Here is a 26146-nt window from a genome sequence, read left to right on the forward strand (position 1 = left end):
ATTACATTACTGAATTATTTTTATATTTTTAGAATATTTTAATTTTAATCGGGGGAGAAAAATGCCGGGAAATGAAGAAAATAATGAGCAAAAAAGCAATAACTATGAATTTGACAACTCTGGATTCAAAGCTAAGGATTACAAGGATGCAGATGAGTTTGATATTTGGGATTTAGAACAGATATTCAAAGACAGAGTTAAGATATTGCAAGATCTAAACACTGAATTCTGGGATGCTTATGAAGATTCAAAAACTGTTGCTTCTGGAAGAAAAGCTGGTGAAAAGGAAAGATTACAGCCTTTAAGTGTTAGAGTAAAACCTCATACCAAAAAATTCCTTAAAGAGGAATCAATTCTTTCAGCAAGAGAGATTTTGGAAATCTATGAAGATTACAATAATGGCAGTGAAGATTATATCAACTCATTAAAAAGAGATGAAATGATTCTTAAGGAAGAGCTTTCTGAAATCGAGTTGAAATTGCAGAATGCAAAAGAGTTTACCGAAAAGCTAAATGACATCAAGGAAGCAAAACAAAAAAGAAATGAAAAGATCAAGATTGATATTGAATAATATTGATTAACTTTTTATTTTTTCATTTTCTTCACTTTTTTTATCATTTTATTTAAATTAATTTTATTTAATCGGTTTTTATTTTTTACTTTTTTAATTAATTCTACTTATTTTCAAAAACTTTTATTTATTAGTAATTTCTAATTATTTTTGATGATTAGTTATGATAATAGAAAAAGTTTCTAAAAATGAGGAATGGGAAGACTACTTTATAAAAAGCAAATCCTCCAATAAGCATTACATTATCACTTTTGACATTCTAGAGGATACAGTTAGCTGTGACTGTGAAGACTTTAAATACCGTAGGGAAAACCTAAAATTTGGCGGAGTCAAAGTAAGCGATAAGGAAAACCATTGCAAGCACATAAAAAAGATTTTAGAAATTCGAGATAAGTTAAAATAAGTTAGATTAAAAAAAGAAATAAAAAGAAATAAAAAAGATATAAAAAGGAAATTATTAAAAAGGAATAACCTTATTTAATAATTACATCCATAAATTCGAAATTATCACCATCAAATAATCCTTTATCAGATATTTTAATGGATGGAATAACAAGCAATGCCATAAATGCCATTGTCATAAATGGCGCTTCTATTTGACATCCTAATGCCGCTGCCATTTTATGTAAAACGCCTAATTTTTCAGCTACAACATACACATCTTCATTAGACATCAATCCAGCAATAGGTAAAGGTAATGAATCAGAGAAGTCTTCACTAACAACAGAGATTCCTCCTTTATCATCAATGACTTGATTGACTGCATCAGCCATCTCTTGGGAATTATAACCGATGACGATTATGTTATGTGAGTCATGAGCAACTGATGAAGCGATTGCTCCTTTCTTAAGTCCAAATCCTTTAATGAATGCATTAGCAATAGTGTTTCCGCCATAACGTTCCACAACTGCAATCTTTAAGACATCTTGGTAAATATCCGGTTGCACTATACCATTTTTTACAGGCAATGTTGCAGTTGCTTTTTTAGTTAACAGATCACCGTCAAAGCATTCTATTACATTGACTTCACATTCGTCACCGCCGTCATAATGTATATCAAAGTCACTTGCAGTCTTTTTAGTGGTATTGATTGTATTTCTAGGTTCGACTTCTGGAACGTCAAATAAAACATTCTCTCCATCGAATACACATTCTCCACGAACATATGTTTTTAGGATATTGCAATCGTATATGCTGTCAACAACTATAAAATCAGCGCTTGCACCAGGCACAATCGCTCCACAATTTATATTATAATGGTATCCTGGGTTGATTGTTACCATATTCACTGCTTTAAGAAGATCAATTCCTAAATTCACGGCTTTACTAATGGATTTATCTAAATGCCCCTCAATTAAATCGTTTGGATGCTTATCATCACTAACTATAAAATCGAATAAAGGAGAGTAAATTTTTCTCTCAAATATGTCTCTAAACATAAGGCCCATAGGTCCTGAAAAATCAAGTTGTTTACCGGCTTCTTCTATATCAAAAAGGCCTTCCATATCCATAGCGGATGATCCATCACGGACCATGATTTTCATACCTTTTATCTTTTTCTCAAGAGCTTCTATAACATTACTGCATTCGTGGTCTGTACTTATACCTGCAGCAAGATATTTATCCAAGTCATCTCTAGTAACGAGTGGTGCGTGACCATCAATTGGCTTTCCATATTTTTTTGCCAATTCTATTTTCTTATGAACCTCTTCATCTCCGTTAATTACGCCAGGGTAATTCATCATTTCTCCTAATGCTACAATTTCATCTTTTTTAAGCAAATATTCTATATCAGATGAATCTAATATAGCACCAGAGGTCTCAAATCCAGTAGCAGGCACACAGGAAGGGGCAGTGAAGAAGAAATTAAAAGGAACCTGCTTTGCATTTTCAATCATTGCTTCAACCCCTTCAATTCCTAAAACATTGGCTATTTCATGAGGGTCGCAAACAGCAGCAGTAGTACCATGACGAACTGCAATTTTAGCAAATTGTGCAGGTGTAACCATGCTGCTTTCAATATGAATATGGGAATCAATGAATCCTGGAACCATCAATCCTTTCACATCAATCTTAACAATGTCTTTTTCAGAAACTGTTATTGGGGTCACTTCTTTAAATAAACCGTCTTCTATTGTAATTCTAGCCGGATAAATAGTATCAGATACTACATCCAACATATATGCTGTAAATGACATCTTATTCACTCTCTTAAAAACTTGGTAAATATTATATAAACCATAATATTTCTAATCTTTTACTTAGTTAAATTTTTATTTTCTGCATTAATAAGTTTTATGAAAATGGTTTTTATTATTTTCATAAGTAAAGTTTTTAAAGATAAATTCTTTTAGATAACTTCTTTTAAGATAAATTCTTTTAGATAACTTCTTTTAAGATAAATTCAAATATAATCATGATGGTGATTAGATGGTTGTTATAAACAAATCATTAAGGATTAGTTCAAGTTCTCATTTTCAGATAATAGACATAACACACGATATTGTAGCTATTTTGAATGAGATAAGTAAGGATAATAAAATAAGTGAGGGTATCGTTAACATATTTACAAAGCATTCTACAAGTTCTATTTGTGTAAATGAAAATGAAAAAGGGCTTTTATTGGATTTTGAAAAAGCATTAAAAGACATAGTTAAGGAAAAGGACGATTATAAACATGATTTCATTGACAATAATGCAGCATCACACATTAGGGCATTTCTCTTAGGTTCATCTGAAACCATTCCAATAGTGGATGGTAGATTGGATCTTGGAACTTGGCAATCTATATTTTTCATAGAATTGGATGGTCCTAGAACAAATAGGACAGTTGATTTAACTTTCATAGGTGAAGAATAATAATAGGATAAATAATAAGGTAATAAGTTATTTGGTGGAAAATATGGAATTATTAAATAATTTGGAAAATGTGCACACTACTGAAATGGGTGCGGATAGGATAAGAAGAAACATAGAAGTTGATGTAGATGATATTGTAGCATATTGCATTGACAAAATAAAACAGGAAAATGCAGTAATTGAAAGAAAAGGAAAGAATTATTATGTAACTGTTGATGGGATTATAATCACTGTGAATGCTTCTAGCTATACCATAATAACTGCTCATAAAGATAAAAAATAAGTTTTTTTTTAGATTTTTAAAAATAGTTAAAAGTAATTAAAAGTAGTTAAAAGTAGTTAAAAGTATTTAAAAAAAGATTAAAAATAATATTTATTTAAAAAAAGAATTTAATTAAAAAAAGAAAAAAAATAAATTGAATTCAATTAAAGGAATTCAATTTCAAATGCTATAACAGGATATTCCAATTCAAAGTTTCTAATAACTTCAGGAGCTATTTCACCAAAGAATCCGGTTATTTTACCGCTTTCAGATTCACCACTGAAATCGGCAACTCTACCTGGAATAAAAGTAGTGTTCTTTGAATCACTGATTTCCATGCTGTATCCCAAATTGGAAAGCACGCTGGAAACGGTTGATTTTATTTCAGTGAAGTTTGCAGAGCTGTGACAAATCATACCTGCTAATTTTTTAACTTGTCTTGTCTTGTTAGCGGATTTCTCATCCATGTATAAGACATCACCGATTTCAAAGATCTTTTGTGGAAGGTCTTCATGCTTGTTGTCTTCCAAGAATTCCATTAAACTATTGAGAAGACTGGTTCTGATCATGGTTCCGCTAATGGTAATTGGTTTGGAGACTTGAACATGGTCAATCTCTTCCTGATTCATCTTTTCATATTGGCTTTCTTCACTTGTTAACATTAAGCTCATTACTTCTTGGAAGCCTAAACCTACCATAACTTCTCTGATTGTTTTTTCACCTTTAAACCAGTTGTCTTCACTTGCTACAGTAACGATATCTGGCAATTTTGCTTCAACTGCATTGATATGGTATTGGATAGTAATGTTTTCAACAATATCAACTTCGTGCAATATGTCAACTCTGTAAGGTGGAATAAGCACTTCCAATTCGTTGTCATTAATAATGTTAGCATCAAATCTTGCCTTTTCAAGCAATCCTTTAATGTCTTCTGCAGTTAAATTGGTTCCACCAATCAATTCATTGGTTAAATCAACGTGAACATTTCTTACTTTTGGAGTGAAATCAGGACATACTATGGTTTCATCTTCATAAATCACTTCCATGGATTTCACTTGTCCTCCAACTTCTGCAAATGATGCACAAAGAATGTTTAATGACTGTTCAACTGCTCTTTCATCAGTTCCAGTAACATCAACAATAATGTTTGTTGTGTCTTCTTTAAGTTTGGTTAATTCTCCATTGATGATTGGGGGCATTGACAATACCTGTTCATCCTTATCAATAATGAGAGGATATTTGTCGAACTTATCAATCAAATGAGCATATTTCTCTCCTTTTGCATGATCTTTCAATATTTCATCAGGAGTCATTTCCTCATCCATTTCAAGAGGAACAAATGAATTTTCGTCTTTTGGAGTTGCAATGTACTTGTATGGTCCGTTTATGACGTCTGCGTTATGGACACCAATTGCAACTTTCTTACGGTCTCTTCCGATTACCCAGTGAAGGTTTTCCTGGAAATCCATAATGTATTTGATCTTGTCTCCTGAGAAGTCAACTCCTTCTATCCTTGCAAATCTGATGTAAGGTCTGATTTCTGCAACTTCTGGACTTACATAAACTTTCTCTCCAGTTGGTTCGATTTCATATTTTGGAAGTCCGGTTTCCATTCCTAGGAATCCTTTAAAGGATCTTGCCACTCCTTCAACAGATAAGTTATCTGGACGATTTGGGAAGAATTCTACTTTAATTTCTTCATCATCATAATCTTCAATATCACTTGCCATCATAGGTAAGGTATCGATAAGCTCATCTTTTTCCATATCAATACCTAAATCCTTTAAATCTTGATATTTAAATGTAATTACAGGCATATTATCTCCTAATCTCTTTATAAAATTTCATAAGTATTAAGTTAAATTTTAAGTATAATCTAAACTTAATTTAAGTTTAATTTAAATTTTTATTTCATTTAAGCTATTTCTAATCAATCATAGGGTTATCTAGGAATTAATTAAAAATAGGATTAATTCTTTATAATCCAAATACGGCTATAAAGAATAAAGATTCAAAAACAAAGTGTAATGCTCTATGAGGTAACCATGGCATATGTCTAATTGCAATTGAATGACTTACATCCAATAAGAAATGTATTAATGCTGCTAAAAATCCCACTTTCAATGAGAAGAATACACAAGACACGAAAATAAAATGGAAAAGCGCTTCTAAAGCTTCATGAACAATCCATGCTTCCATTACAGAGTCTAATGAACTGCTAACTACACCGCCAAATATTATGTAGAAATCTCTTACATAGTCCCAAACAAGTCTGCTGTGAACTTCATCACTTATAGCAAGTACAATAGCTACATAAAACCATAATAATTGCATTTTGTCACCTCTTTAAAATTAATTTTTGAAAGTTAGTTATATACTATGTTTCTTTTTGTCTATTATTTATTATATAATTATTGTTTTTAAGATTAAAATTAAAAATTATTTTCAAATTTCTAAAATTCTTATGATTTACAACAATATTTAATAAATACTTTTAATAAATATTAAATTAGAATGTTTTATTTTGAAATTGAAGTTTCGAAGATTACATTTTTATTTGATTATTTTTATTATTCATTCTATTTGGAGGAATATTTTGACAAATAAAGAAATTCCTAAAGATTATGACCATAAAAACGAAGAAAAATGGCAGAAAAAATGGGAAGATGATGAAGTTTACAAATTTATTGGTGATGGAACCAGACCAAGATACATTATAGATACTCCACCACCATATCCAACTGGATTGCTCCATATGGGCCACATCCTTAACTGGGCTTATATGGACTTCAATGCAAGATACAGAAGAGAAAAAGGTATGGATGTATTGTTCCCACAAGGTTGGGACTGTCATGGTCTCCCTACTGAAGTAAAAGTTGAAGAAACCCATAACATTAAAAAGAATGATGTAACAAGAGCAGAGTTCAGAGATATGTGTACTGAACTCACAACACACAACATTGAAGTTATGAGAGGGCAAATGCGTTCTGTTGGTTTCTCACAGGATTGGAGCAGGGAATACATTACCATGACTCCAGAATACAGAAAAAGAACCCAATTATCATTCTTGAAAATGTATGATCAAGGATTGATCTATCAAGGAATTCACCCTGTAAACTGGTGTCCAAGATGTGAAACAGCTATTGCTTTTGCAGAAGTGGAATACAGTGACAACACCACATTCTTGAACTATGTGAATTTCCCACCTGCAGATGTTCCAGAGGAAGTCCTTGCAAATGTTGAAGGCAATTCCTATGTACGTTATGCTGATTTCCCAGACAAGGCTGATGCAAGCGTTCCTGGCGTATTGATTGCTACCACTCGTCCTGAGCTTATGTCCGCTTGTGTAGCGGTAGTGGTTCACCCAGATGATGAAAGATACAACTCATTATTAGGTAAGTATGTGGAAGTTCCTTTATCCGGTCAAAAGGTAAAGATCATTGCCGATGAAGAAGTAGATATGGAATACGGTACTGGTGCAGTAATGATTTGTACTTTTGGGGATAAGACTGACGTTGCTTGGGTAAACAAATATGACTTGGATGTCATTGAAGCTATTTCCGAACAAGGTAAATTGACTGAAGCAGCTGGAAGATACGAAGGTATGGAACTTCCTGATGCTAAAAAGCAAACCATTGAAGACTTGAAAGCTGAAGGTTACTTAACCAAGCAGGAAGAAGTTGACCAAAATGTAGGCCAATGCTGGAGATGTAAGACTCCTATCGAGATTTTAGTCAAAAAGCAATGGTTTGTAGCTGTAACTAAATTGATTGATGAAAGCAAAAAGGCTTCAAATGAAATGCGTTGGGTCCCAGAACATATGGAAAGCCGTTTATTGAATTGGGCAGATTCCATGGAATGGGATTGGTGTATTTCAAGGCAAAGATTGTTTGCAACCCCTATTCCTGTATGGTACTGTAAGGAATGTGGTAAGGTTATGTTGCCTGATGAAGACCAATTGCCAATAGACCCAACAGTAGATAAACCAAAACATGCATGTGAATGCGGATGCACTGAATTCATTGGAGAAGAGGATGTATTGGATACTTGGATGGACAGTTCCATTTCTCCATTGTCTGTTGCAAACTGGCCAAATCCTGGTTGGGAAGACATTTTCCCATCAAGCATTCGTCCACAAGGACACGATATCATTAGGACTTGGGCTTTCTATACCACTCTCCGTTGTTTAGCATTAACTGGCCAAAAGCCATTTGATGATATTGTAATCAACGGTATGGTATTCGGTGAAGACGGTTACAAAATGAGTAAATCCCGTGGAAATGTAACTGGTCCTGAAGAGGTTATTGCAGAATATGGTGCAGATCCTTTAAGATTATGGGCTGCTAACAGTGTTCCTGGTTCTGATGTTGCATTTGATTGGAAAAACATCAAGCATGGTTATAAATTCATTAGAAAATTCTGGAATGCATTCAGATTCATCAGTATGCACATCTTTGATGAAGAGTCTGAAAAGGCTTTAAGCGGAGATATTGAAGCTATTAAAGCAAACTTGAATCCAATGGATACATGGATCTTTGCAAAACTCAATAAAGTCAATAAGATTGTAGATGAAGCATTTTATGATTATAATTACAGCATTGCTGTCAATACAATTGAACAGTTCGTATGGCATGACTTCTGTGATGAGTACATTGAAGCGGTAAAATACAGATTATACAATGATGATATTAGTGAAGAGTCTAGAATTGCAGCTAAATACACTCTTAGAACTGTAATTGAAGACACCTTAAAATTGCTCGCTCCAATTGCACCATTCTTTGCAGAAGAGGTTTACCAATACTTTGGCCATGAAGGAAGCATTCACAATGAGCTTTGGCCGGAAATTGACCCTAAATTAGATTCCTCTCAAGTGGAAGAGGATGGGGACTTGGCTATTGAACTCATTGGTGAGGTTAGAAGATTCAAATCCGCTTCTAAAATCCCATTGAATGCTGATGTGGAAAGTGCAACTGTTTACTTGAATGAAAAGACAGAAGACTTGAAGGATGTATTTGAATACTTTGCAGATGACATTAAAGGTACTTTAAAAATCCAAAACTTCCAAGTTACCACAGGTAAGCCTGAAGTTCATGAGAAGGTCATTGAAATTGAACCGGACATGAGTAAGATTGGACCAACCTTTAAGAAGAATGCAGGTCAAGTCATTGGATTCATCAAATCAACAGATCCTGATGAAATAGCTAAACAATTAGCTGAAAATGGTGAAATAGCTATTGCTGATGGAGTAATCACTGAAGATTTCCTAAAGATGAAAAAGGAAATCGTAGGTGCAAGCGGTAAGAAAGTTGACATATTGCAATCTGAAAAGCTTGGCGTAATCGTAGAAGTAATCAGATAATTTTATTTCATGAAAAGTTCATTGCTTTTCATGTAAATCTTTTTTTATTTTTTTTTATTTTCTTATATTTCTTATTCTTTTATTTTTTATTCTTTTATTTTTTATTCTTATTTTCTTATTCTTATTTTCTTATTCTTTTTTCTCTAATTCTTATTTTTCTATATTATTTTTCTAATATTCCCCCATCCATTTGAAAAGTATATATACATTATTAATTAGATTAGTATTATGAATGAAAATCTATATAGATTATTTGATCAGGTTTTTCAATCTGAGTTCAATATTGTAGAGGATGGTTCCAGAAAGATCATTATCCTAGGGAAAAATGAGGAATATGGGAAGATGGAAACATATTCTTTATTTCCAGGCATCATGATTGCATATATTGATATGCATATAGAAAATATGGAAGAAGTAATCCTTGAAGAAAAAATCGATTCCCGCATTTTAGAAATCAATCATTGTTCAGATGGCAGATATGCATATGCAGTCGGTGATGATAAGATAGTTTATTTTGGTAAAGGGGATTTATGTGTAAGCATTTACGATTTGACAAAAACCATATCAGATTTTCCATTAGGTTACTATAAAGGATTTGAGATCTTCATTGACATTGATGTTGCAAATGAGCATATTAAAGAATATATTCCAAACTTTGACCTGATTGCAATATATGAAAACCTGGAAAAATCTAATGGCTATGTATTGGTCAGAGCAAATAAGAAGATTGACCATGTAATCGGTGAGTTGTATAGTGTTGATGAGCGAATAAAAGAGTCTTACTTTAAGCTAAAGTGTTTGGAATTATTATTGTTTTTTTCAATTGCAGATTTAGAAAGATCTGAGATTATTCAGTTGTCCAAGTCCCAAGCAGAAATTGTTGAAAATGTCAAAAATGATTTAATAAGTGATTTGGAATCCAATATCACTATAGGCCAATTGGCAGAAAAATACGATATCAGTAAGACTGCATTGAAAAATTGCTTTAAGGAGGTCTATGGAAAACCGATTTTCAAATGGAGAAAAGAGTATAAGTTGAATTATGCCTGCAAATTGATTGAAGATGATGAATTAACAATCACTGAAATCTCCAGGAAGGTAGGTTACACTTCCCCTTCTAAATTTTCTCAAGCATTTAAGGATTATGTTGGATGCACTCCATCTGAATATAGGAAATAATTCCTGTGTTGAATTTTCCCTATTGGATTTTTCCTAAGGCACTTACTATAATTTTAAATGCAGAATCATTGCATTGCTTCTTTTATCAGCTATTCTCATTGAAATTTTTGAATACAATCCTAATTTTTTATCTAAAATCTTCAGCGCATCTTTATAGAATCCTCTGCATTCTATCAATTTGCAATTTGCTTTTCTTGCAAATTCCTCTGCATCTTCAATATAGAAATACATCATCGCTGACTTGTTTCCAGTTCGCTTAACATAGAAATTGCAGTATCTGATTCCAAATTTATTGGTTGCATCAAATATCAGCTCGGCATTTTCAAATATCTCCTTAACGTTTTTTATAAAGTCAAGTATGTCCTCTTCATGGAAGTATTGGAACACGCCTGAAACAATGATTAAAGTTGGCAGACGTGTGTCTAATTCATTACACCAATCAAGTGTAAACAAATCTCCATTGATATACTTTTCATTTTCTCCAACTTCAATATATTTTTCTCTCAGTTCGATTACATCCGGCAAATCAACTTCATAAAATAGGGAATCCTTTCGATCTATCCTATAATAAGATGTTTCCAATCCAACTCCTAAATTAACAATATTGCATAGCTCATGTCTTCCAATGTATTCTTCAGCCATTTGGTCTATATTATAACTTCTAGCAACATTAGCCACCATTGTATATTCAGATGATTTTTTCTCGATTTGCTTATTTTTAATCAATTCTTCCATTTCCAATGCTTTCGGATCTAAAAAATATTCTGGAAACTTTTTTGAAACATTGACTCTCGCAGTTAGCGGGATAAACAATGTATCCTCTACACCTTCATAGTCACTCATTTTATCACTTCTTTAGAATTCATATTACTTGAAAAAATTAAAAAAGGGAATAAACCTGTTCACTTCTTTAGAATATTCGACATACTCATCTCCAAATTTATCCAATAGCCATTTTTCCTCAGTCTTCATCATTCCAATAGTTAGAATGACCCAATAAATAATAGGTAAGAAGAATAGTAACATATTCTGTGAAAGGAATATCAGTCCTGTTGAAATAAAAAGGAAAGCAGAATATATTGGATGCCTTATATATGAATAAATTCCTGTCTTAACCAGTTTATTGTCTATAATCTCTTGGGTGATTTTTGATTTAAGCACAGCAGATATCCATATGAGGATTCCTGCCAAAATGAGAATAATTCCAATTATTGCAAATGGAAAATGTAATTCATTAATTTGGAATACGAGAATTTTTTTGTAAATTGAGGCTATTAAAGATATGAAACTTAGTAAAAGTATTGGGAATACCAAAAAAGGCCCTATTCCAAAGACTGGTAAATGTTCTTCATTATTCATATTTATAAATATTTGTTTTATTAATATATATTTTTTGGTAAACCTAAATATTAAAGAAATCGTGTTTGTCTTTTTGGTATATTTTTTGTCTTTTTAGTTCAAAAATATTTATATACTAATTTTAATCATATTTTTAATTGAAAAATAGGTTTATTTGATTTAATTTTTGAAAAAGCCCTTAAATTACTTGTTTTATTCATTTTTAACATATTATTTAGTGGTTGTCTTTTTTGATTAATTTAAAGTTTAGGTAAACCTAAATTCAATATATTAAATGTTATTTAACCTAAATTCAATTTATAGGAGTTTATAATGTCAAATAATCAAAATAAAAATAAATTTATACGATTACTTAATTATTCTGGAAATTATAAATATCTAACCATTTTAGGAGGGATATTATCTGCTTTAAGTGCAATTTCCTTATTGATTCCATTTATTTACATTTGGGATGTGGTAAATGCACTATTGATGGTTGCTCCAGATTTTGCAAAAGCGCAGAACTTAGGAACCTACGCTTTTAATGCATTCATATTTGCAGTTTTAGGAATCGCATTAAACTTTTGCGGTTTAATGTGTACTCACTTATCTGCATTTAAGAATGAAAGGAATATGAAAGATGCAGCATTGAATCACTTATTGAAATTGCCATTGGGATATTTCTCAACCCACACAAGCGGAGGGCTTAGAAAGGTAATTGATTACAGCACTGCAAAAACTGAAACATTCTTGGCCCATCAAATGTTTGATCTGGTTGGAGCTATTGTAACTCCAATAGCATTTTTAATATTGCTATTCAGTTTTGATTGGCTTTTAGGATTAATTTGCCTTATTCCAATAATATTATGTTTCGTCTTCATGTATCCAATGTTTTCTGCTGAATCACAGAATATCATGGTTCAATATCAGATGTATTTGGAAAAGATGAATGCAGAGGCCGTGGAATATGTAAGGGGAATACCGGTTACAAAGGCATTCCAACAAAGTGTCTATTCATTTAAGAACTTCATTGATGCAATAAGAAACTATGGAAAATTCTCAGCAAATTATTCTTTGTCAACCCAGCTTCCTATGACTGCATTCACTGTATCAATCAATGGGTTTTTCGCTTTATTGATTCCTGCAGGAATATTGCTTGTTGGAGGTTTGGCTGATGTTAAATTCTTAGCCGACTTCATGTTTTACATTATTTTCACACCAGTCTGTGCTGTGATGATGAATAGGATCATGACTGTTTCACAGGATTGGATGTTGGCAAGCTATGCTTTGGAAGGAATAGAAGAGATCCTTAATGAAAAGCCTTTAGCCGAATCAAGCAATCCTCAAAAACCTAAAAGTCATTCAATTGAGTTTGAAGGAGTATATTTTGACTATGAGAAATCTGATAATGATGAGCATATTCTAAATGATATCAATTTAAGGATTAATGAAAACGATTCCGTTGCATTGGTTGGACCATCTGGAGGTGGAAAAACCACAATCGCTTCACTCATTCCAAGATTTTGGGATGTGGATGAAGGCAGCATCAAGGTAGGAGAAGTTAATGTGAGGGATATTTCCACAAGGGAATTGATGGAAAACATTTCATTCGTATTCCAAAACACTACCCTATTTAAGGATTCCATTTACAATAATGTAGCTATTGGTAGAAAAGGAGCTTCAAGAGAAGATGTTTTAAAGGCATTGAGTTTGGCACAATGTGATGATATCATTGATGAGTTGCCTGATGGCATTGATACTGTAATCGGAACTGAAGGAACATACCTTTCAGGAGGCCAGCAACAGAGAATAGCTCTCGCAAGGGCTATTTTAAAAGATGCTCCAATTATCATTCTAGATGAGGCTACCGCTTTGGCAGACCCTGAAAATGAATACATGATTCAAAAGGCAATTTCTGAAATCACTAAGGATAAGACTGTCATTATGATTGCTCATAGGTTGTCTACGGTAAAAAATGTTGATAGGATTTATGTAATAGATAAAGGAAGAGTTGTCGAAGAGGGAAATCATGATTCTCTTGTAGAGGCTGATGGTCTCTATTCAAGAATGTGGGATGAGTTTAATCAATCCATTCAATGGAAAGTCAAAAGTGAGGTGGCATAATGATAAGAGAGTACTTCAGTGAAAGGTTTGGCCTTACAGAAGAGGGTTCAGATAATTTGCTTAAAGGCATCTTATATACTGCACTTCAAAATATTTCATTCATGTTTCCAGTAGGGCTTTATTCATTGCTTCTTTATATTTGGATCAATCCATTAATTGGCGGTGAAATTATTGAGCCTAATTTAGGATTGTTCATTGTTGCCATATTGATTGTATTGGGAATCATTTTCGCATTTTCATGGAAACAGTATCATTTTGTATTCAATACAACCTATGTTGAAAGTGAAAACAGGAGAATAAATTTAGGCGAAAACTTAAGAAAATTGCCTCTTTCCTTTTTTGAAAGAAGGGATTTGGCTGACTTGACTGCAACTATCATGAATGACTGCACTGATTTGGAGCATGTTTTCTCACATGCAATTCCACAACTATTAGGTTCAATACTATCTCTGATTCTTGTGGCTATCGGTTTGCTGTTCTTTGATTGGAGACTGGCTATTGCCTTATTATGGGTAGTTCCAATAGCTTTTATAATAATTTATTTCTCAAGGAAAATGATTTATAAGGGCAGTGAAATCATAACCGCAGATTTGCTTGAATGTGGGGATTCCATGCAGGAGTGCATTGAATCCATTCGTGACTTGAAATCATATAACTATGAGAATGAATACTTGTCTAAATTAACCGAAATCACTGGAAGAATAGAAAAATCAAGAATCAAATCTGAATTGATGGCTTCTGTTGGTGTAGTTACAGGCAAAGTTGTATTGAATCTCGGAATAGTTTCTGTGATAGTGGTTGGCTCAAGTCTAATCATGAATGGGCAAGTTTCTATTTTTACTCTTTTGATATTCCTGATAGCTTCTGCAACTGTTTATGCACCAGTTGAAAACGGATTGTTGTTCTTAACTGAAATATTGATGATGGATATTAAGATTGATAGGGCAAAAGAGATTGAAGAACTTGTTATTGAAGGTGGCTTAACTGAATATTCCTTGGATAGTTATGATATTGAATTTAATGATGTCAATTTCAATTATGATGACTTGAAAAATGTCTTGACTGATATCAATTTCATTGCAAAGCAAGGTGAAGTCACAGCACTTGTCGGGCCTTCTGGTGGAGGAAAATCCACTGTTTCAAAGCTTGCAGCAAGATTCTGGGATCCTGTTTCCGGTGAAGTTTCACTTGGTGGGCAAAACTTGGCGGATCTTGACAGTGAAAAGCTTCTTGAGAACTTTTCAATTGTTTTCCAGGATGTAATATTGTTCAATGATACTATAATGGAGAATATTCGTGTAGGTAAAAAGGATGCAAGTGATGAAGAGGTAATTGAAGCAGCAAGACTTGCAGAATGTGAAGAATTTGTCCAAAAGCTTCCAAATGGATATGATACTGTCATTGGTGAAAATGGTGAGCTATTGTCTGGAGGCCAAAGGCAAAGGATTTCCATTGCAAGGGCTTTGCTTAAGGATGCTAATGTAATCCTTTTGGATGAGGCAACTTCCTTTTTGGATGTTGAAAATGAATCCAAGATTCAAAAGGCAATCTCAACTTTAATCAAAAGCAAAACTGTTATTATTATTGCTCATAGGATGCGTACCATTGCAAACGCTGATAAAATAGTTGTCTTAGATGAAGGTAGAATTGTTGAGCAAGGTTCACCTGATGAGTTAATTGCTTGTGATGGTTTATTCAAACGCATGGTTGAATTACAAAAATTAAGTGGAGACTGGAAAATCTGATTCTTATTTCCATAATTGCAATGGGGAAATCTAATTTCCCCTTCCTCTTTTATAATAAGAGTAACTGCATTTTCCATTTTTATAATAAAATTTATCCACTTTAAAAAAATTAAGGAGAAAAATTATGAGTGAAAGATTAAATGTAAAGGATTTGATCACTGTAGGTATTTTCTCAGTGATTATAATCGTTTTGGTATTTATTTTTGGAATGCTTGGCTATATCCCTATAGTGATGTTAGCACTTCCAATTATAGCTGCATTGGTTTGTGGAATCCCATATATGCTGTTCCTAACAAGGGTCAATAAGTTTGGAATGGTAACTTTAATGGGTTTGATTTTAGGAATTGTAATGTTTTTGTCAGGCCATACTTGGGTTCCTATACTTGTATTCACACTATGTGCATTCATTGCTGATTGCATTTTAAAGATGGGAAATTATTCCTCTTTAAAGAATTCCATTATAAGTCATGGTGTCTTTATACTTGGAATCATGGGTAATATGTTACCGTTTTTCATCTTAAGAGACTTTTATATGGAATCTATGCGCACTTCAATGGGAGCAGATTATGTAAATACAGTTGCACCATTCATAACAAATGAATTTTTAATCGTCTTAATAATTTTAACATTCATTTGTGGTTTAATCAGTGCATATATTGGAAAAATCGTTCTTAAAAAGCATTTTGAAAAAGCGGGTATTGCTTAAGAATTGTAAAAGATTTAATTGACAAATTGGTGAGACTAAATGGAATTAGGACTGAATAATGAAGAGAAAACATTCTTTAACTTGGATCCACGTACAAAGATTTTCCTCCTCGTGATTTTAAGTTTCATGGTTTTTAATGATGTGCCCTTTTATATAAGTGGAATTTTAGTTTTAATTCCATTCTTATGTTTATTATTTTCAAATCATAAAAAAACAGCCATAATTTACTTTGTGTTATATTTAATTGCCAAATATATTCAAATTTACTTGCTTCCAAGCTCTACAGGCATAATTGCAATTATATTGATAACTGTTAGCTATACCGCTTCTCGAATGTTGCCTATTCTTTTGATGGGTTATTATACAATAAGCACTACAAAGGTAAGTGAATTTATAGCTTCTATGGAAAGAAGCAATGTTCCAAAGGACATAACAATTCCATTTTCTGTCATATTCAGATATATTCCATCAGTATATGAAGAGATTAAGGCAATCACAAATGCAATGAAAATGAGAGGGTTTGGATTAACATTGAAATCATTGAAGAATCCCTTAAAGATGGTTGAATTTTACATGGTTCCCATTTTAATCAGTGCTGTTAAAACAAGTGATGAATTGTCTGCAGCATCTCTCACAAGAGGTCTCAGCAGTCCTAAAAAAAGGACTCATTTGGTTAAAGTGAAATTCATGCTATTGGATTACATATTGATTGCAATTGCAATTGTTGGATTTTTGGTTTATGCATTTTATTTTATAGGAGGGCATTGATTTGATTAATATTGATAATATTTCATTTTCCTACAATGATGAGGCCAATTTAGAAAACATCAATCTTAAGATTGAAAAGGGTGAAGTCATCCTATTATGCGGTGAATCCGGTTGCGGCAAAACAACCTTGACCCGTTTTTTAAATGGTCTCATTCCAAACTTCTTTGATGGAAAAAGAGACGGGGAGGTTTATTTGAATTATGATGCAATAAGTGAAATGCCTATTTATGAAATAGCTGAACATATGGGGTCCGTGTTTCAAAATCCTAAAACACAATTTTTCAATGTTGATACAACAAGTGAATTGGTATTTGGTTGTGAAAATTTAGGCATTGATGAGGATGAAATCAAAAAGAGATTAAATCTTGTTGTCAGTGACTTCAATCTAGAAAATTTGCTAGATAAGAATATTTTCAAGTTATCCGGTGGTGAAAAGCAGAAAATTGCTTGTGCTTCCGTTTCTGCTGTTTTTCCTGAGGTTTTGGTTTTGGATGAGCCATCTTCTAATTTAGATTCTGAGTCCAGTTGGCATTTTGAGGAAATAGTCAAAAAATGGAAGGAACAGGGCAAAACTGTAATCATTGCAGAGCATAAGTTATTCTTTTTGCCAAATGTAGTAGACCGGGTAATCTATCTAAAGGATGGGAAGATTTCTAATAAATGGGCAATTGATGAATTCAAAGGTCTTGACCATAGGAATTTAGGCTTAAGGCAATTGAACTTGGAGAATCTAAAGGTTAAAAGAAACGATTACTATTCTAAAGATAATGAATTTTTTGAGCTTAAAGACTTTAATTTTAAATATGGCAAGAAACATGCCTTAAAAATTGACAATATTAAGATTCCAAAAAATGAGATAATAGCAATCATTGGAAGGAATGGGGCTGGAAAATCAACTTTTGCAAATTGTTTATGCGGCCTTAAAAGATCATGTAATGGTGAGCTAATTTATGATGGCAAGTCTTTTAATAGGAAGGATAGATTAAAGAGCACTTATATGGTAATGCAGGATGTTAACCATCAATTGTTCTCTGAAAGTGTAATTGATGAAGTGCTATTGAGTATGGATGAAGAGGATATTGATTTTGCAGAAGAGATTTTGAGCAATTTAAATCTAATCCATTTAAAAGATGCTCATCCAATGGCTTTATCAGGTGGAGAAAAGCAGAGAGTAGCTATTGCATCAGCTATTGCTTCTGGAAAGGAAATATTGATTTTTGATGAACCAACCAGCGGATTAGATTTAAAGAATATGATGAAAGTAAGTGAAAACTTAAGGTATCTTCAAAGCATTGGGGTAAGTTCCTTCATTATCACTCATGATTATGAATTGATTATGGAAACATGTTCACATATAATTCATATTGAAGAGGGTAGAATAATTGATAATTACAAAATGGATGAAGAAAAACTAAAGGAATTCTTCTTAAGAAATTAATTATATTTTTTATAATTTAATTCTTTTTTATTCTTTTTTATTCTTTTTTATTTTTTTTATTCTTTTTCTTAATTTTTTTTATTTTTTACTTAATTCAACACCTATTTCAAAGGCATTTTTTAAATCCAGTTCAAACTCTTTTTCTTTTTCTTTAATTTCATCTTCAGTCTTTTTCTTGCTTGTCATTCCTTTGTATGATTCATAAACTTTAACTTCACCATTTAACATTTTAAATAGGTCTTCTGTTGATTTGAGATGTGGACGAACATTTTTTTCAAAATGCTTTTTTGGAGAGATAACACTATAAAAGATACCTACATTGACTTTTCCTTTGTAATAGTAATTCCTATCATATGAAACAATACAATATATTAATCTTTCAACTAAAGCCCTGTAATGGCTAGTTGGTTCATTGAAGAATATTTGAGAACCTATTAAAAGTGTATCCGCATTAAGAATCTTTTCAATTATTGGAGATAAATCATCTTTCCAGTAACATTTGAAGTTTTCTTTATTTTTCTTTTTGCATATGGAACAGATCATGCAACCTCTCATATCTATTTTGTATAAATCAAAGTATTCAACTTCACTGCCTACAGATTTAGCACCTTCAGCTGCGGATTTCAATAGTTTTCCTATTTCCTGTTTAATTTTTGGGTCTGCATTAATTACAATAGTTTTCATCTTTCCACCTTTTTCTTATTAAATTTATAAATAATGGGCTTTATAAAAATTGCTTTTTTAAACTTTTTCTAAACTTCTTTTTAATACTTTTTAATACTTTTTAGATACTTTTCAGATACTTTTTAGATACTTTTCAGATACTTTTTAGATATTTTTATAAGTAACGGAGTTCATAATTATAGTATATAATAATATGGGGGTAAAATATGAAAGGAATTATTGGCGCAATCGCTGGAGATATTATAGGGTCTGTTTATGAGTTCCATCCTATCAAGACTAAGGAATTCTCTCTTTTTAAAAAAAATTCTTCATTTACAGATGATTCAATCATGACACTTGCTGTAGCTCAATGGCTACTCAATGATAAAAATTCAAAAGGAGAATTGGTTAAACAACTTCAAATCTTTGGACACAGGTATCCTAAAGGAGGATATGGCAGAATGTTCAACAATTGGCTGAGGACTGAAAATCCAGAGCCTTATGATAGTTGGGGGAACGGTTCAGCAATGAGGGTTTCTCCTGTTGCATGGGTTGGAGACTCCTTGGAGGAAGTTCAAAAGTTGGCAAGGATTTCCGCGGAAGTAACCCATAATCATCCGGAAGGAATCAAGGGAGCATTAGCCACTGCAGATGCTATCTATTTGGCAAAACTTGGATCCTCAAAGGAAGAAATCAGAGACCATATAGAAATAAGATATGATTATGATTTAAGTAGGACAGTTGATGAAATAAGGCCTTACTATAAGTTTGATGTATCATGTCAAGGGTCTGTTCCAGAATCTATCATTTGCTTTTTAGAGGCTAGGGATTATGAGGATGCAATTAGAAATTGCATTTCCTTAGGTGGAGATGCAGATACAATGGCTGCTATTGCAGGAGGAATTGCATCTGCATTCTGGGAAGTTCCAAACGATATACACTCTAAATCAATTAATAGGTTATCTGATGACCTTTTAGATGTTTTAATAAAATTTGAGAATAAGTTTTTATAATCTCAAATTCTTTCTATTATTTTTTCTTTTTTCTTTTTTTCATTTTTTTATTTTTTATTTCTATTCATTTTCAAATGGAATCTCAACAAATAAAGGGGGTATAATATGAGTGTTGAAAGGTTTATAGATGCACAAAAAGCAGATTATGATATTGCTTTTAGGGAAATCAGCAACGGTAAGAAAAGAAATCATTATATGTGGTATATATTTCCTCAAGTCAAAGGTTTAGGCAGGAGCTCTACAGCTAAATATTATGGCATTGATGGTTTGGATGAAGCAAGGGAATATATGGAAAATGAATATTTGGGAAATAATCTGATTGCCATATCCAATGAATTATTGAAATTGGAAACCAATGATCCTGTAGAGATATTTGGCGATATAGATAGCAAAAAATTAAGAAGTTCCATGACATTATTTGAATTGGTCAGTGACAATGATGTATTCTCTTTAGTATTGGAAAAATATTTTGATGGAAAAAGAGACCAAATTACTCTGGATTTGATGAAATAATTAATTTTTCATTTTTTCAAATATTTTTATATTTTTTAATTTTTTTAATTTTTTTTTAATTATTTTTAAAAATTTTTATAATTTTTTTATCTTTTTTAGTATTTTTAGATAAATTTAATTATACTTTTATTCAAATATATTCATAATATTATTGAACTTGAAGTTCAATTTAAAAAAACATTTCGTAATAAACAAATAATAAATAATATGCATCTAATTTAAATGGTGGTAATAATGCAAAGAAGAACATTATCACGTTTTGATGAGATTATAAAAGTCTTTAGGAAATACGATTTTGATAAGTTTTTAGGTCAAACTACTCGTAATAAGATAAGTCCATTTAGAAGTGATGCTGATAATAAGGAATTATTGAAGGAAGACTTTCCAGAAAGATTAAGATTAATGCTTCAAGAGCTTGGAACAACATTCATTAAATTTGGTCAATTGCTTGCTTCAAGGCCAGATATAGTTGGTGAAAGAATTAGTGAAGAGCTTTCACAGCTGCATGATGATAATCCTCCAGTTGGCTATGAAGAGATTAAGGAAATGATTGAAACTCAACTTGGAGGAAATATAGAAGAACTCTTTGCTGAATTTTCTAAAAAACCACTTGCCACAGCTTCAATTGCTCAAGTTCACGAGGCTAAATTACCTACTGGTGAGAGAGTGGCTGTAAAGGTTCAAAAGCCTAATGTTGCTGAGATTGTAGAAACTGATTTAAGCATAATGAAATTCATTGCCAATGAATCCGATAGATTCAACACAAGCCTCAAGCACCTAAATCTTCCAGCTGTTCTTCATGAATTCGATAAGTCAATTCATAAGGAAATGGATTTTGACAATGAATTAATGAATATCAGACATTTGAATGACAATTTCAAATATAATGATAAGATAATCGTTCCAACCACATATCCTGATTATTCAACTGAAAAAGTTTTGACTATGGAATATGTTGATGGCATTAAATTATCTGAAGTCATAGCTGGTGATGACCCAAAATACAATAAGATACTTATTGCAGATAGGATAGTTCGTTCCTATTTCCAACAGCTATTCCTTGATGGTTTTTTCCATGCAGACCCTCATCCAGGCAATATCTTTGTAACAGAGGACAATGCGATATGTTATATTGATTTTGGAATGATGGGATCTCTTGATGAGGATTTCAGGCAAGATTTGGCTGAATTGATGATTTATTTCTCTGACCGTAATATTGATGGATTGATTAATCAGCTAATCCGTATGGACATTCTAAATGAAAAAACAGACATCAACATTTTAAAAAGCGACCTTAATGATTTGTTTGCAAAGTATTATGGTGTAGAGCTTAGTCGTTTCAATGGTATTATTGAAGACTTGCTTTTCCTAATGCAAAAATTCGATGTAAGATTGCCAAATGAATTTGTTTTAATGGCTAGAGGATTGTCAATGGTTGAAAATACAGGATTGAGTTTAGATCCGGATATTGATGTTGTAGCTCTTCTTAAGCCATTTGCTCGCAAGCTAATGGTTCAAAGATACAATCCTTTAAAAATGGCAAGCAATGCAAAAAACAGTTTTTTTGCCTTTGAACATGCCCTTAGGGCATTGCCAAGTCTTATTTCAAAAACAATATATAAGGTTGAAGAAGGTGAAGTGACTGTAAATATTGAAATAAAGCATATTAGTGAAATAGCAAACCAGCTTTCTCTTGCAATCATTATTGCAGCACTTTTAGTCGGTTCTTCACTAGTAATGTTGATTGATGTAGGGCCTAGATTCTATGAAATGCCTGTACTTGGTTTTGTAGGGTTTACGATAAGCCTTGTGCTTGGTGTATTCACTGTCGTAAGGTATTTCATTGAGTTTTAGACAAACTTTTAGAAAAAGTTTGATCAAAACTTTTTCTTTTTTATTTAGTTATTCTTCTATTTTTCATTTTCTTTTTTTTTATTTGTATATTCTTTAATTTTTCTATTTTAGATAAGTTTATTATTAATTTTAATCTAATAGTTTAATAGATAATTATATTAAAAAATAGATTAATTTTTATTAATTAATCAAAGGATGTATTAAATGAATCTTAAAATAAAAAACTTTTCTAAAATTAATGGAACCGTTAAAGCTCCTTCTTCTAAAAGCTATAGCCATAGGGCAGTTATTCTTGCATCACTTGCTGAAGGAAAATCCAAGCTATTTGATGTGCTTTACTCTGAAGATGTCTTATCAACCATAAGGGCATGTGAAGCTCTTGGCGCTAAAATTGATAGGAAGAAAGAGATCATCCTAAAAGGGGATAAAAGTCAAACTGTTGACTATTTGGAAGTTGAAGGAACTGGCGGTAAATTACATAATATAAGCGAGAATCCATCTGAAGACATGATTGATCTCGCTAATTCAGGCACTACACTTAGGATCATGACAAGTGTAGCTGCATTATCTGATAATGAAGTGATTTTCACAGGTGATGATTCTCTCAAATCAAGGCCTATGGGAGCATTGATTGATGCTTTAGAGGATTTAGGTGTTAGGATAGAATCATTAAATGATAATAATAAGGCCCCTCTTAAGATTTACCCTGGCTATGATGGAGGGGAAGCAGATATTTTGGGAAGTATAAGTTCCCAATTCATATCTTCTATTCTTATTTCAGCCCCATTATCTAAAGAAGGAGTGGAACTTGAGGTTTATCCAGAATTCGTATCTAAACCTTATGTTGATATGACCATCTCTATTTTAGAAAAATTTGGAATAGCTATTGAAGAGGATAATTATCAATTCCATGAAACCTGCAAGAAAGAGCATACTGATTGCTTAGGGGTTAAGTTTAACGTAAAGCCACAAAAATACATTGCTAGCGATTATATTGTTGAAGGGGATTTCTCCTCTGCTTCATATTTGCTTGCAGCAACAGCTATTGCTGGAGGTTATGTGAGAGTTGAAAATCTATTTGGTGATTCCAAGCAAGGGGATAAATTCATCTTAGATATTTTAGAGAAAATGGGTGCTAATGTAACTCAGTTTGATGATTACGCTTCACTTAGATCTGATGGAAATCTTAAGGGAATTGATGTAAACCTATCAAATGCGCCAGATTTATTGCTTACTGTGGCAGTTCTTGGAGCAGTTGCAGAAGGGAAAACAACAATTACTGGCGTCAAGCATGGCAGATTAAAGGAAACCGATAGAATTGACACCACATGCAGAGAGCTTGAAAAGTTAGGATGCAAGCTTGAAGAGTTTGAGGATGGAATGACTATTTATGGCCAAACTATTGGTGATGGAACAGTTGAATCACACAATGACCATAGATTGGCTATGGCATTTTCTTTGCTTGGATTGAAACATGATGTTGAAGTTGAGAATGGTGAATGCTTCGATGTATCCTTCCCTAATTTCATTGAGCTTATGGGTGAAATTGGCATTGAAATGGAATTAAAATAATTGAAATCTTTATGAGAATCAATATTGGAGATTATAATATGAATGATGAAGAAAGAATAAGAGAAATCTTTAAAAGATTGAATGAAATTTACACTATCCGTACTTTCCATGACCATGACCCTTATAAAGTTTTGATTAGAACTATCTTATCTCAAAGGACAAGGGATGAAAATACAGACCAAGCCGCAAATGCTTTGTTTGATGTTTATCCAGACATTTATGCAGTTGCTGATGCTCCTGTAGACCATGTGCAGGAATTGATCAAGCCTGCTGGATTCTATAGGGTAAAAGCTGCTCGCATATTGGAAGTTTCAAGAATATTGATTGACCAATATGGCGGTGAAGTTCCAAGAGAAATGGATGAAATGCTAAAGCTTCCAGGTGTAGGCAGAAAAACAGCTAATTGTGTAATTGTATTTGCTTTCCAGGATGCGGCTATTCCTGTAGACACTCATGTTCATAGAATCTCCAATAGATGGGGAATTGCTGATACAAAGGAACCTGAAGAGACTGAAATTGTTTTGATGGAAAAGGTTCCTAAAGAGCTTTGGGTGGATTTGAATGATTTGATGGTTCAGTTTGGTCAGACCATTTGCAGACCGATTGGTCCTCAATGTGATAAATGTCCACTTACAGACCTTTGTGAATATGATGTAAGTAAATTAGAATAAATATTTTTTTTAACTTTTTTTTACTTATTTTTAATCTTATCATTTTTTATTTCTAATTTTAAACTAACTTTGTCTGGCTTGTTTTGTCAAGTGCAATTATAGGGCTGTCACCAACCACTTTTTTATCTTGAATCATCAAACCATCTAATTCAAGAAGTATTTTTTTAGATTCAAGTCCTTCTGCAACACCACCGAATCCTCCGATGGTTCTATCTGATTTAACTGTTCTGTGGCATGGTATGATTATAGGGTATGGATTTTTTGAAAGTGCAGTGCCTACTGACCTGTATGCCTTTGGACTGCCAGCAGCTTTTGCAAGATCCTTATAGGTGTTTATTGTTCCCTTTTTGGTATTGAATTCAGTTTCCAATACTTTTCTTTGGAATGGTGTAAATTTTTCCAAATTGAGATATTCAAGTGAAAACTTAGCGTCTTTTTCTTTAAAGTAATTATCTAATTCTTTCAATACATTATTCAATTGCTTTGATTTCTTATTGATCTGGAGTTTAGCTTCCTGTTCATATTTTTCTTCAGCTATTTGTGTTGAGCTTTTATCTGGTCTTGAGAGGATTATCTCTTCAATTTGGAATTTAGGTTTTTTCCTCCAGATAATTGTTATTTCTCCAATTGGGCTTGGATTAATAATGTATTTAAAGAGAGTCATTTTATCATCTTTTTTAATATAATAGTTAAATTAATATAATCTTATATTTATTGTATAATATTAATTCTTTATTTTCCTTAATATGTCCACATTTACTACAAGTTGATTTTTCATAACCTTTAACAGTACATGTCGATTCTTGTTTTTCATCAACGTAATTATGTTCACAATCAGAAACTTTTGTTTCTTTATATTTACAAGTTTCACAAACCCTTTCTTCTTTTTTTCCATTAGCATCTTCAGATACTATTTTCCAACTTGAAAAATTATGGGCAGCATTATCAATTTTGTTTCCACAAGCACATTCGAATTCAGCTTCGTGATAATTAGGATGAATATTTTCTTTCATAAAGATGATATTAACACGATAAACAAAACTTGTCAATCAAATGTTACAAAACTTGTTTTTCTTAAAAATTCACCACTTACCACGTCACCTGCGCCACAAAGGATAATTGCATCATACAATGGAGCCTGTTGTTGTAAGAATTCTCCCAACTTTTCAGGATTTGCGATATACTTAGCATGTAAACACCTACTTAAATCCAAAGCTCGCCCACCGATAATAGATTTACCCCTAGCTGCATATGTTTTATACAATACTAAATTAGGTACTTGTTCAAGCACATTTACAAAATCTTGCCATAATGATATTGTCCGCGTATATGTATGTGGCTGAAAAACAATTAAAAATTTTTTATAAAGACTACGTGCCGTTTGTATCGTGACCATCAACTCACGCGGATGATGAGCGTAATCTAGAATCAAGGGCGTCTTATTTATCCGCGCAAATGACTGAAATCGTCGTGCAATGCCTGTATAATTTGCTATTGCTCGATGTATAGAT

Annotated in this window: 25 protein-coding genes and 1 pseudogene; 16 read left to right on the forward strand and 10 right to left on the reverse strand. The window is 32.4% G+C overall.

Going from position 1 to position 26146, the window contains the following annotated elements:
* Window positions 1-61: 61 nt before the first annotated feature.
* Window positions 62-571 (forward strand): hypothetical protein, encoded by a 510-nt coding sequence (locus tag Q0409_RS00460; RefSeq protein ID WP_298533898.1) that lies wholly within the window; start codon window positions 62-64, stop codon window positions 569-571.
* Between the two features lie 163 nt (window positions 572-734).
* Window positions 735-974: a hypothetical protein gene (locus Q0409_RS00465; protein ID WP_298533901.1), complete on the forward strand. Its 240-nt coding sequence runs from the start codon at window positions 735-737 to the stop codon at window positions 972-974.
* A gap of 70 nt (window positions 975-1044) precedes the next feature.
* On the opposite strand, the gene ade is transcribed toward Q0409_RS00465, so the two are convergent.
* Window positions 1045-2769, reverse strand: a complete 1725-nt coding sequence (gene ade, locus Q0409_RS00470) for an adenine deaminase (protein ID WP_298533903.1) — start codon at window positions 2767-2769, stop codon at window positions 1045-1047.
* A 232-nt stretch (window positions 2770-3001) separates the two neighbouring features.
* Here ade and Q0409_RS00475 point away from each other — a divergent pair, with 232 nt between their 5' ends.
* Together Q0409_RS00475 and Q0409_RS00480 are read left to right on the forward strand one after the other, a co-directional pair.
* Entirely contained in the window at window positions 3002-3430 is a 429-nt protein-coding gene (locus Q0409_RS00475) for a secondary thiamine-phosphate synthase enzyme YjbQ (protein WP_298533906.1), read from the forward strand.
* Between the two features lie 43 nt (window positions 3431-3473).
* Window positions 3474-3713: a DUF3781 domain-containing protein gene (locus Q0409_RS00480; RefSeq protein ID WP_366940033.1), complete on the forward strand. Its 240-nt coding sequence runs from the start codon at window positions 3474-3476 to the stop codon at window positions 3711-3713.
* A gap of 143 nt (window positions 3714-3856) precedes the next feature.
* Here the strand turns inward: Q0409_RS00480 and pheT are convergent, their stop codons facing one another.
* Window positions 3857-5509 carry a phenylalanine--tRNA ligase subunit beta gene (gene pheT, locus Q0409_RS00485; RefSeq protein ID WP_298533908.1) on the reverse strand — a complete coding sequence of 551 codons (1653 nt, stop codon included), beginning with the start codon at window positions 5507-5509 and terminating at the stop codon, window positions 3857-3859.
* 160 nt (window positions 5510-5669) lie between these two features.
* On the reverse strand, window positions 5670-6026 hold the full coding sequence (locus Q0409_RS00490) for a hypothetical protein (protein ID WP_298533912.1): 357 nt from the start codon (window positions 6024-6026) through the stop codon (window positions 5670-5672).
* A 262-nt stretch (window positions 6027-6288) separates the two neighbouring features.
* Between Q0409_RS00490 and Q0409_RS00495 the strand changes: the two genes are divergently transcribed.
* Window positions 6289-9051: a valine--tRNA ligase gene (locus Q0409_RS00495; protein WP_298533914.1), complete on the forward strand. Its 2763-nt coding sequence runs from the start codon at window positions 6289-6291 to the stop codon at window positions 9049-9051.
* Between the two features lie 228 nt (window positions 9052-9279).
* The gene (locus tag Q0409_RS00500; RefSeq protein ID WP_298533916.1) at window positions 9280-10230 is read left to right on the forward strand and encodes an AraC family transcriptional regulator; all 951 of its coding nucleotides are present in this window, start codon (window positions 9280-9282) and stop codon (window positions 10228-10230) included.
* A gap of 45 nt (window positions 10231-10275) precedes the next feature.
* On the opposite strand, the gene Q0409_RS00505 is transcribed toward Q0409_RS00500, so the two are convergent.
* Together Q0409_RS00505 and Q0409_RS00510 are read right to left on the reverse strand one after the other, a co-directional pair.
* Complete coding sequence (locus tag Q0409_RS00505) at window positions 10276-11073, reverse strand: class I SAM-dependent methyltransferase (protein ID WP_298533918.1); 798 nt, start codon at window positions 11071-11073, stop codon at window positions 10276-10278.
* Between the two features lie 24 nt (window positions 11074-11097).
* The gene (locus Q0409_RS00510) at window positions 11098-11589 is read right to left on the reverse strand and encodes an isoprenylcysteine carboxylmethyltransferase family protein (RefSeq protein ID WP_298533919.1); all 492 of its coding nucleotides are present in this window, start codon (window positions 11587-11589) and stop codon (window positions 11098-11100) included.
* Window positions 11590-11901: 312 nt separating this feature from the next.
* Here Q0409_RS00510 and Q0409_RS00515 point away from each other — a divergent pair, with 312 nt between their 5' ends.
* The 5 genes from Q0409_RS00515 (at window position 11902) to Q0409_RS00535 (ending at window position 18349) form a co-directional block, all read left to right on the forward strand.
* Window positions 11902-13692, forward strand: coding sequence for an ABC transporter ATP-binding protein (locus tag Q0409_RS00515; protein WP_298533921.1), 1791 nt, complete (start codon window positions 11902-11904; stop codon window positions 13690-13692).
* Window positions 13692-15437: an ABC transporter ATP-binding protein gene (locus Q0409_RS00520; RefSeq protein ID WP_298533924.1), complete on the forward strand. Its 1746-nt coding sequence runs from the start codon at window positions 13692-13694 to the stop codon at window positions 15435-15437. The genes Q0409_RS00515 and Q0409_RS00520 overlap by 1 nt, the downstream gene beginning before the upstream one ends.
* Before the next feature lie 124 nt (window positions 15438-15561).
* Window positions 15562-16143 (forward strand): MptD family putative ECF transporter S component, encoded by a 582-nt coding sequence (locus tag Q0409_RS00525; protein WP_298533926.1) that lies wholly within the window; start codon window positions 15562-15564, stop codon window positions 16141-16143.
* A 39-nt stretch (window positions 16144-16182) separates the two neighbouring features.
* Window positions 16183-16911, forward strand: coding sequence for an energy-coupling factor transporter transmembrane component T (locus Q0409_RS00530; RefSeq protein WP_298533928.1), 729 nt, complete (start codon window positions 16183-16185; stop codon window positions 16909-16911).
* 1 nt (window position 16912) lies between these two features.
* Complete coding sequence (locus Q0409_RS00535; protein WP_298533931.1) at window positions 16913-18349, forward strand: ABC transporter ATP-binding protein; 1437 nt, start codon at window positions 16913-16915, stop codon at window positions 18347-18349.
* A 78-nt stretch (window positions 18350-18427) separates the two neighbouring features.
* On the opposite strand, the gene Q0409_RS00540 is transcribed toward Q0409_RS00535, so the two are convergent.
* The gene (locus Q0409_RS00540) at window positions 18428-19033 is read right to left on the reverse strand and encodes a flavodoxin family protein (RefSeq protein WP_298533934.1); all 606 of its coding nucleotides are present in this window, start codon (window positions 19031-19033) and stop codon (window positions 18428-18430) included.
* 206 nt (window positions 19034-19239) lie between these two features.
* Here Q0409_RS00540 and Q0409_RS00545 point away from each other — a divergent pair, with 206 nt between their 5' ends.
* The 5 genes from Q0409_RS00545 (at window position 19240) to nth (ending at window position 24635) form a co-directional block, all read left to right on the forward strand.
* A complete protein-coding gene (locus tag Q0409_RS00545; protein WP_298533937.1) occupies window positions 19240-20025 on the forward strand; it encodes an ADP-ribosylglycohydrolase family protein in 786 nt (261 codons plus the stop codon).
* 105 nt (window positions 20026-20130) lie between these two features.
* Window positions 20131-20538, forward strand: coding sequence for a DUF1810 domain-containing protein (locus Q0409_RS00550; RefSeq protein WP_298533940.1), 408 nt, complete (start codon window positions 20131-20133; stop codon window positions 20536-20538).
* A gap of 234 nt (window positions 20539-20772) precedes the next feature.
* A complete protein-coding gene (locus Q0409_RS00555) occupies window positions 20773-22392 on the forward strand; it encodes an AarF/ABC1/UbiB kinase family protein (RefSeq protein WP_298533942.1) in 1620 nt (539 codons plus the stop codon).
* Between the two features lie 204 nt (window positions 22393-22596).
* Window positions 22597-23964 carry a 3-phosphoshikimate 1-carboxyvinyltransferase gene (aroA, locus tag Q0409_RS00560; protein WP_298533944.1) on the forward strand — a complete coding sequence of 456 codons (1368 nt, stop codon included), beginning with the start codon at window positions 22597-22599 and terminating at the stop codon, window positions 23962-23964.
* 38 nt (window positions 23965-24002) lie between these two features.
* Window positions 24003-24635, forward strand: coding sequence for an endonuclease III (nth, locus tag Q0409_RS00565; RefSeq protein ID WP_298533947.1), 633 nt, complete (start codon window positions 24003-24005; stop codon window positions 24633-24635).
* Window positions 24636-24693: 58 nt separating this feature from the next.
* Here the strand turns inward: nth and Q0409_RS00570 are convergent, their stop codons facing one another.
* The 4 genes and pseudogenes from Q0409_RS00570 to Q0409_RS10360 all read right to left on the reverse strand — a co-directional run.
* Window positions 24694-25299 carry a methylated-DNA--[protein]-cysteine S-methyltransferase gene (locus Q0409_RS00570; protein WP_298533949.1) on the reverse strand — a complete coding sequence of 202 codons (606 nt, stop codon included), beginning with the start codon at window positions 25297-25299 and terminating at the stop codon, window positions 24694-24696.
* Window positions 25300-25324: 25 nt separating this feature from the next.
* Window positions 25325-25648, reverse strand: coding sequence for a 50S ribosomal protein L31 (locus tag Q0409_RS00575; protein ID WP_298533952.1), 324 nt, complete (start codon window positions 25646-25648; stop codon window positions 25325-25327).
* Window positions 25649-25680: 32 nt separating this feature from the next.
* Window positions 25681-25848 (reverse strand): hypothetical protein, encoded by a 168-nt coding sequence (locus tag Q0409_RS00580; protein WP_298533954.1) that lies wholly within the window; start codon window positions 25846-25848, stop codon window positions 25681-25683.
* Between the two features lie 36 nt (window positions 25849-25884).
* Window positions 25885-26142, reverse strand: a pseudogene (locus Q0409_RS10360) (cyanophycin synthetase); the annotation flags it as partial.
* Window positions 26143-26146 lie beyond the last annotated feature (4 nt).

Source organism: uncultured Methanobrevibacter sp. (genome assembly GCF_937898925.1).
GTDB lineage: Archaea > Methanobacteriota > Methanobacteria > Methanobacteriales > Methanobacteriaceae > Methanobrevibacter.

Coding starts and splice junctions, on each gene's coding strand:
- Q0409_RS00460 (WP_298533898.1), top strand. CDS start 62: ATGCCGGGAAATGAAGAAAATAATGAGCAAAAAAGCAATAACTATGAA.
- Q0409_RS00465 (WP_298533901.1), top strand. CDS start 735: ATGATAATAGAAAAAGTTTCTAAAAATGAGGAATGGGAAGACTACTTT.
- ade (WP_298533903.1), bottom strand. CDS start 2,769: ATGTCATTTACAGCATATATGTTGGATGTAGTATCTGATACTATTTAT.
- Q0409_RS00475 (WP_298533906.1), top strand. CDS start 3,002: ATGGTTGTTATAAACAAATCATTAAGGATTAGTTCAAGTTCTCATTTT.
- Q0409_RS00480 (WP_366940033.1), top strand. CDS start 3,474: ATGGAATTATTAAATAATTTGGAAAATGTGCACACTACTGAAATGGGT.
- pheT (WP_298533908.1), bottom strand. CDS start 5,509: ATGCCTGTAATTACATTTAAATATCAAGATTTAAAGGATTTAGGTATT.
- Q0409_RS00490 (WP_298533912.1), bottom strand. CDS start 6,026: ATGCAATTATTATGGTTTTATGTAGCTATTGTACTTGCTATAAGTGAT.
- Q0409_RS00500 (WP_298533916.1), top strand. CDS start 9,280: ATGAATGAAAATCTATATAGATTATTTGATCAGGTTTTTCAATCTGAG.
- Q0409_RS00505 (WP_298533918.1), bottom strand. CDS start 11,073: ATGAGTGACTATGAAGGTGTAGAGGATACATTGTTTATCCCGCTAACT.
- Q0409_RS00510 (WP_298533919.1), bottom strand. CDS start 11,589: ATGAATAATGAAGAACATTTACCAGTCTTTGGAATAGGGCCTTTTTTG.
- Q0409_RS00515 (WP_298533921.1), top strand. CDS start 11,902: ATGTCAAATAATCAAAATAAAAATAAATTTATACGATTACTTAATTAT.
- Q0409_RS00520 (WP_298533924.1), top strand. CDS start 13,692: ATGATAAGAGAGTACTTCAGTGAAAGGTTTGGCCTTACAGAAGAGGGT.
- Q0409_RS00525 (WP_298533926.1), top strand. CDS start 15,562: ATGAGTGAAAGATTAAATGTAAAGGATTTGATCACTGTAGGTATTTTC.
- Q0409_RS00530 (WP_298533928.1), top strand. CDS start 16,183: ATGGAATTAGGACTGAATAATGAAGAGAAAACATTCTTTAACTTGGAT.
- Q0409_RS00540 (WP_298533934.1), bottom strand. CDS start 19,033: ATGAAAACTATTGTAATTAATGCAGACCCAAAAATTAAACAGGAAATA.
- Q0409_RS00545 (WP_298533937.1), top strand. CDS start 19,240: ATGAAAGGAATTATTGGCGCAATCGCTGGAGATATTATAGGGTCTGTT.
- Q0409_RS00550 (WP_298533940.1), top strand. CDS start 20,131: ATGAGTGTTGAAAGGTTTATAGATGCACAAAAAGCAGATTATGATATT.
- Q0409_RS00555 (WP_298533942.1), top strand. CDS start 20,773: ATGCAAAGAAGAACATTATCACGTTTTGATGAGATTATAAAAGTCTTT.
- aroA (WP_298533944.1), top strand. CDS start 22,597: ATGAATCTTAAAATAAAAAACTTTTCTAAAATTAATGGAACCGTTAAA.
- nth (WP_298533947.1), top strand. CDS start 24,003: ATGAATGATGAAGAAAGAATAAGAGAAATCTTTAAAAGATTGAATGAA.
- Q0409_RS00570 (WP_298533949.1), bottom strand. CDS start 25,299: ATGACTCTCTTTAAATACATTATTAATCCAAGCCCAATTGGAGAAATA.
- Q0409_RS00575 (WP_298533952.1), bottom strand. CDS start 25,648: ATGAAAGAAAATATTCATCCTAATTATCACGAAGCTGAATTCGAATGT.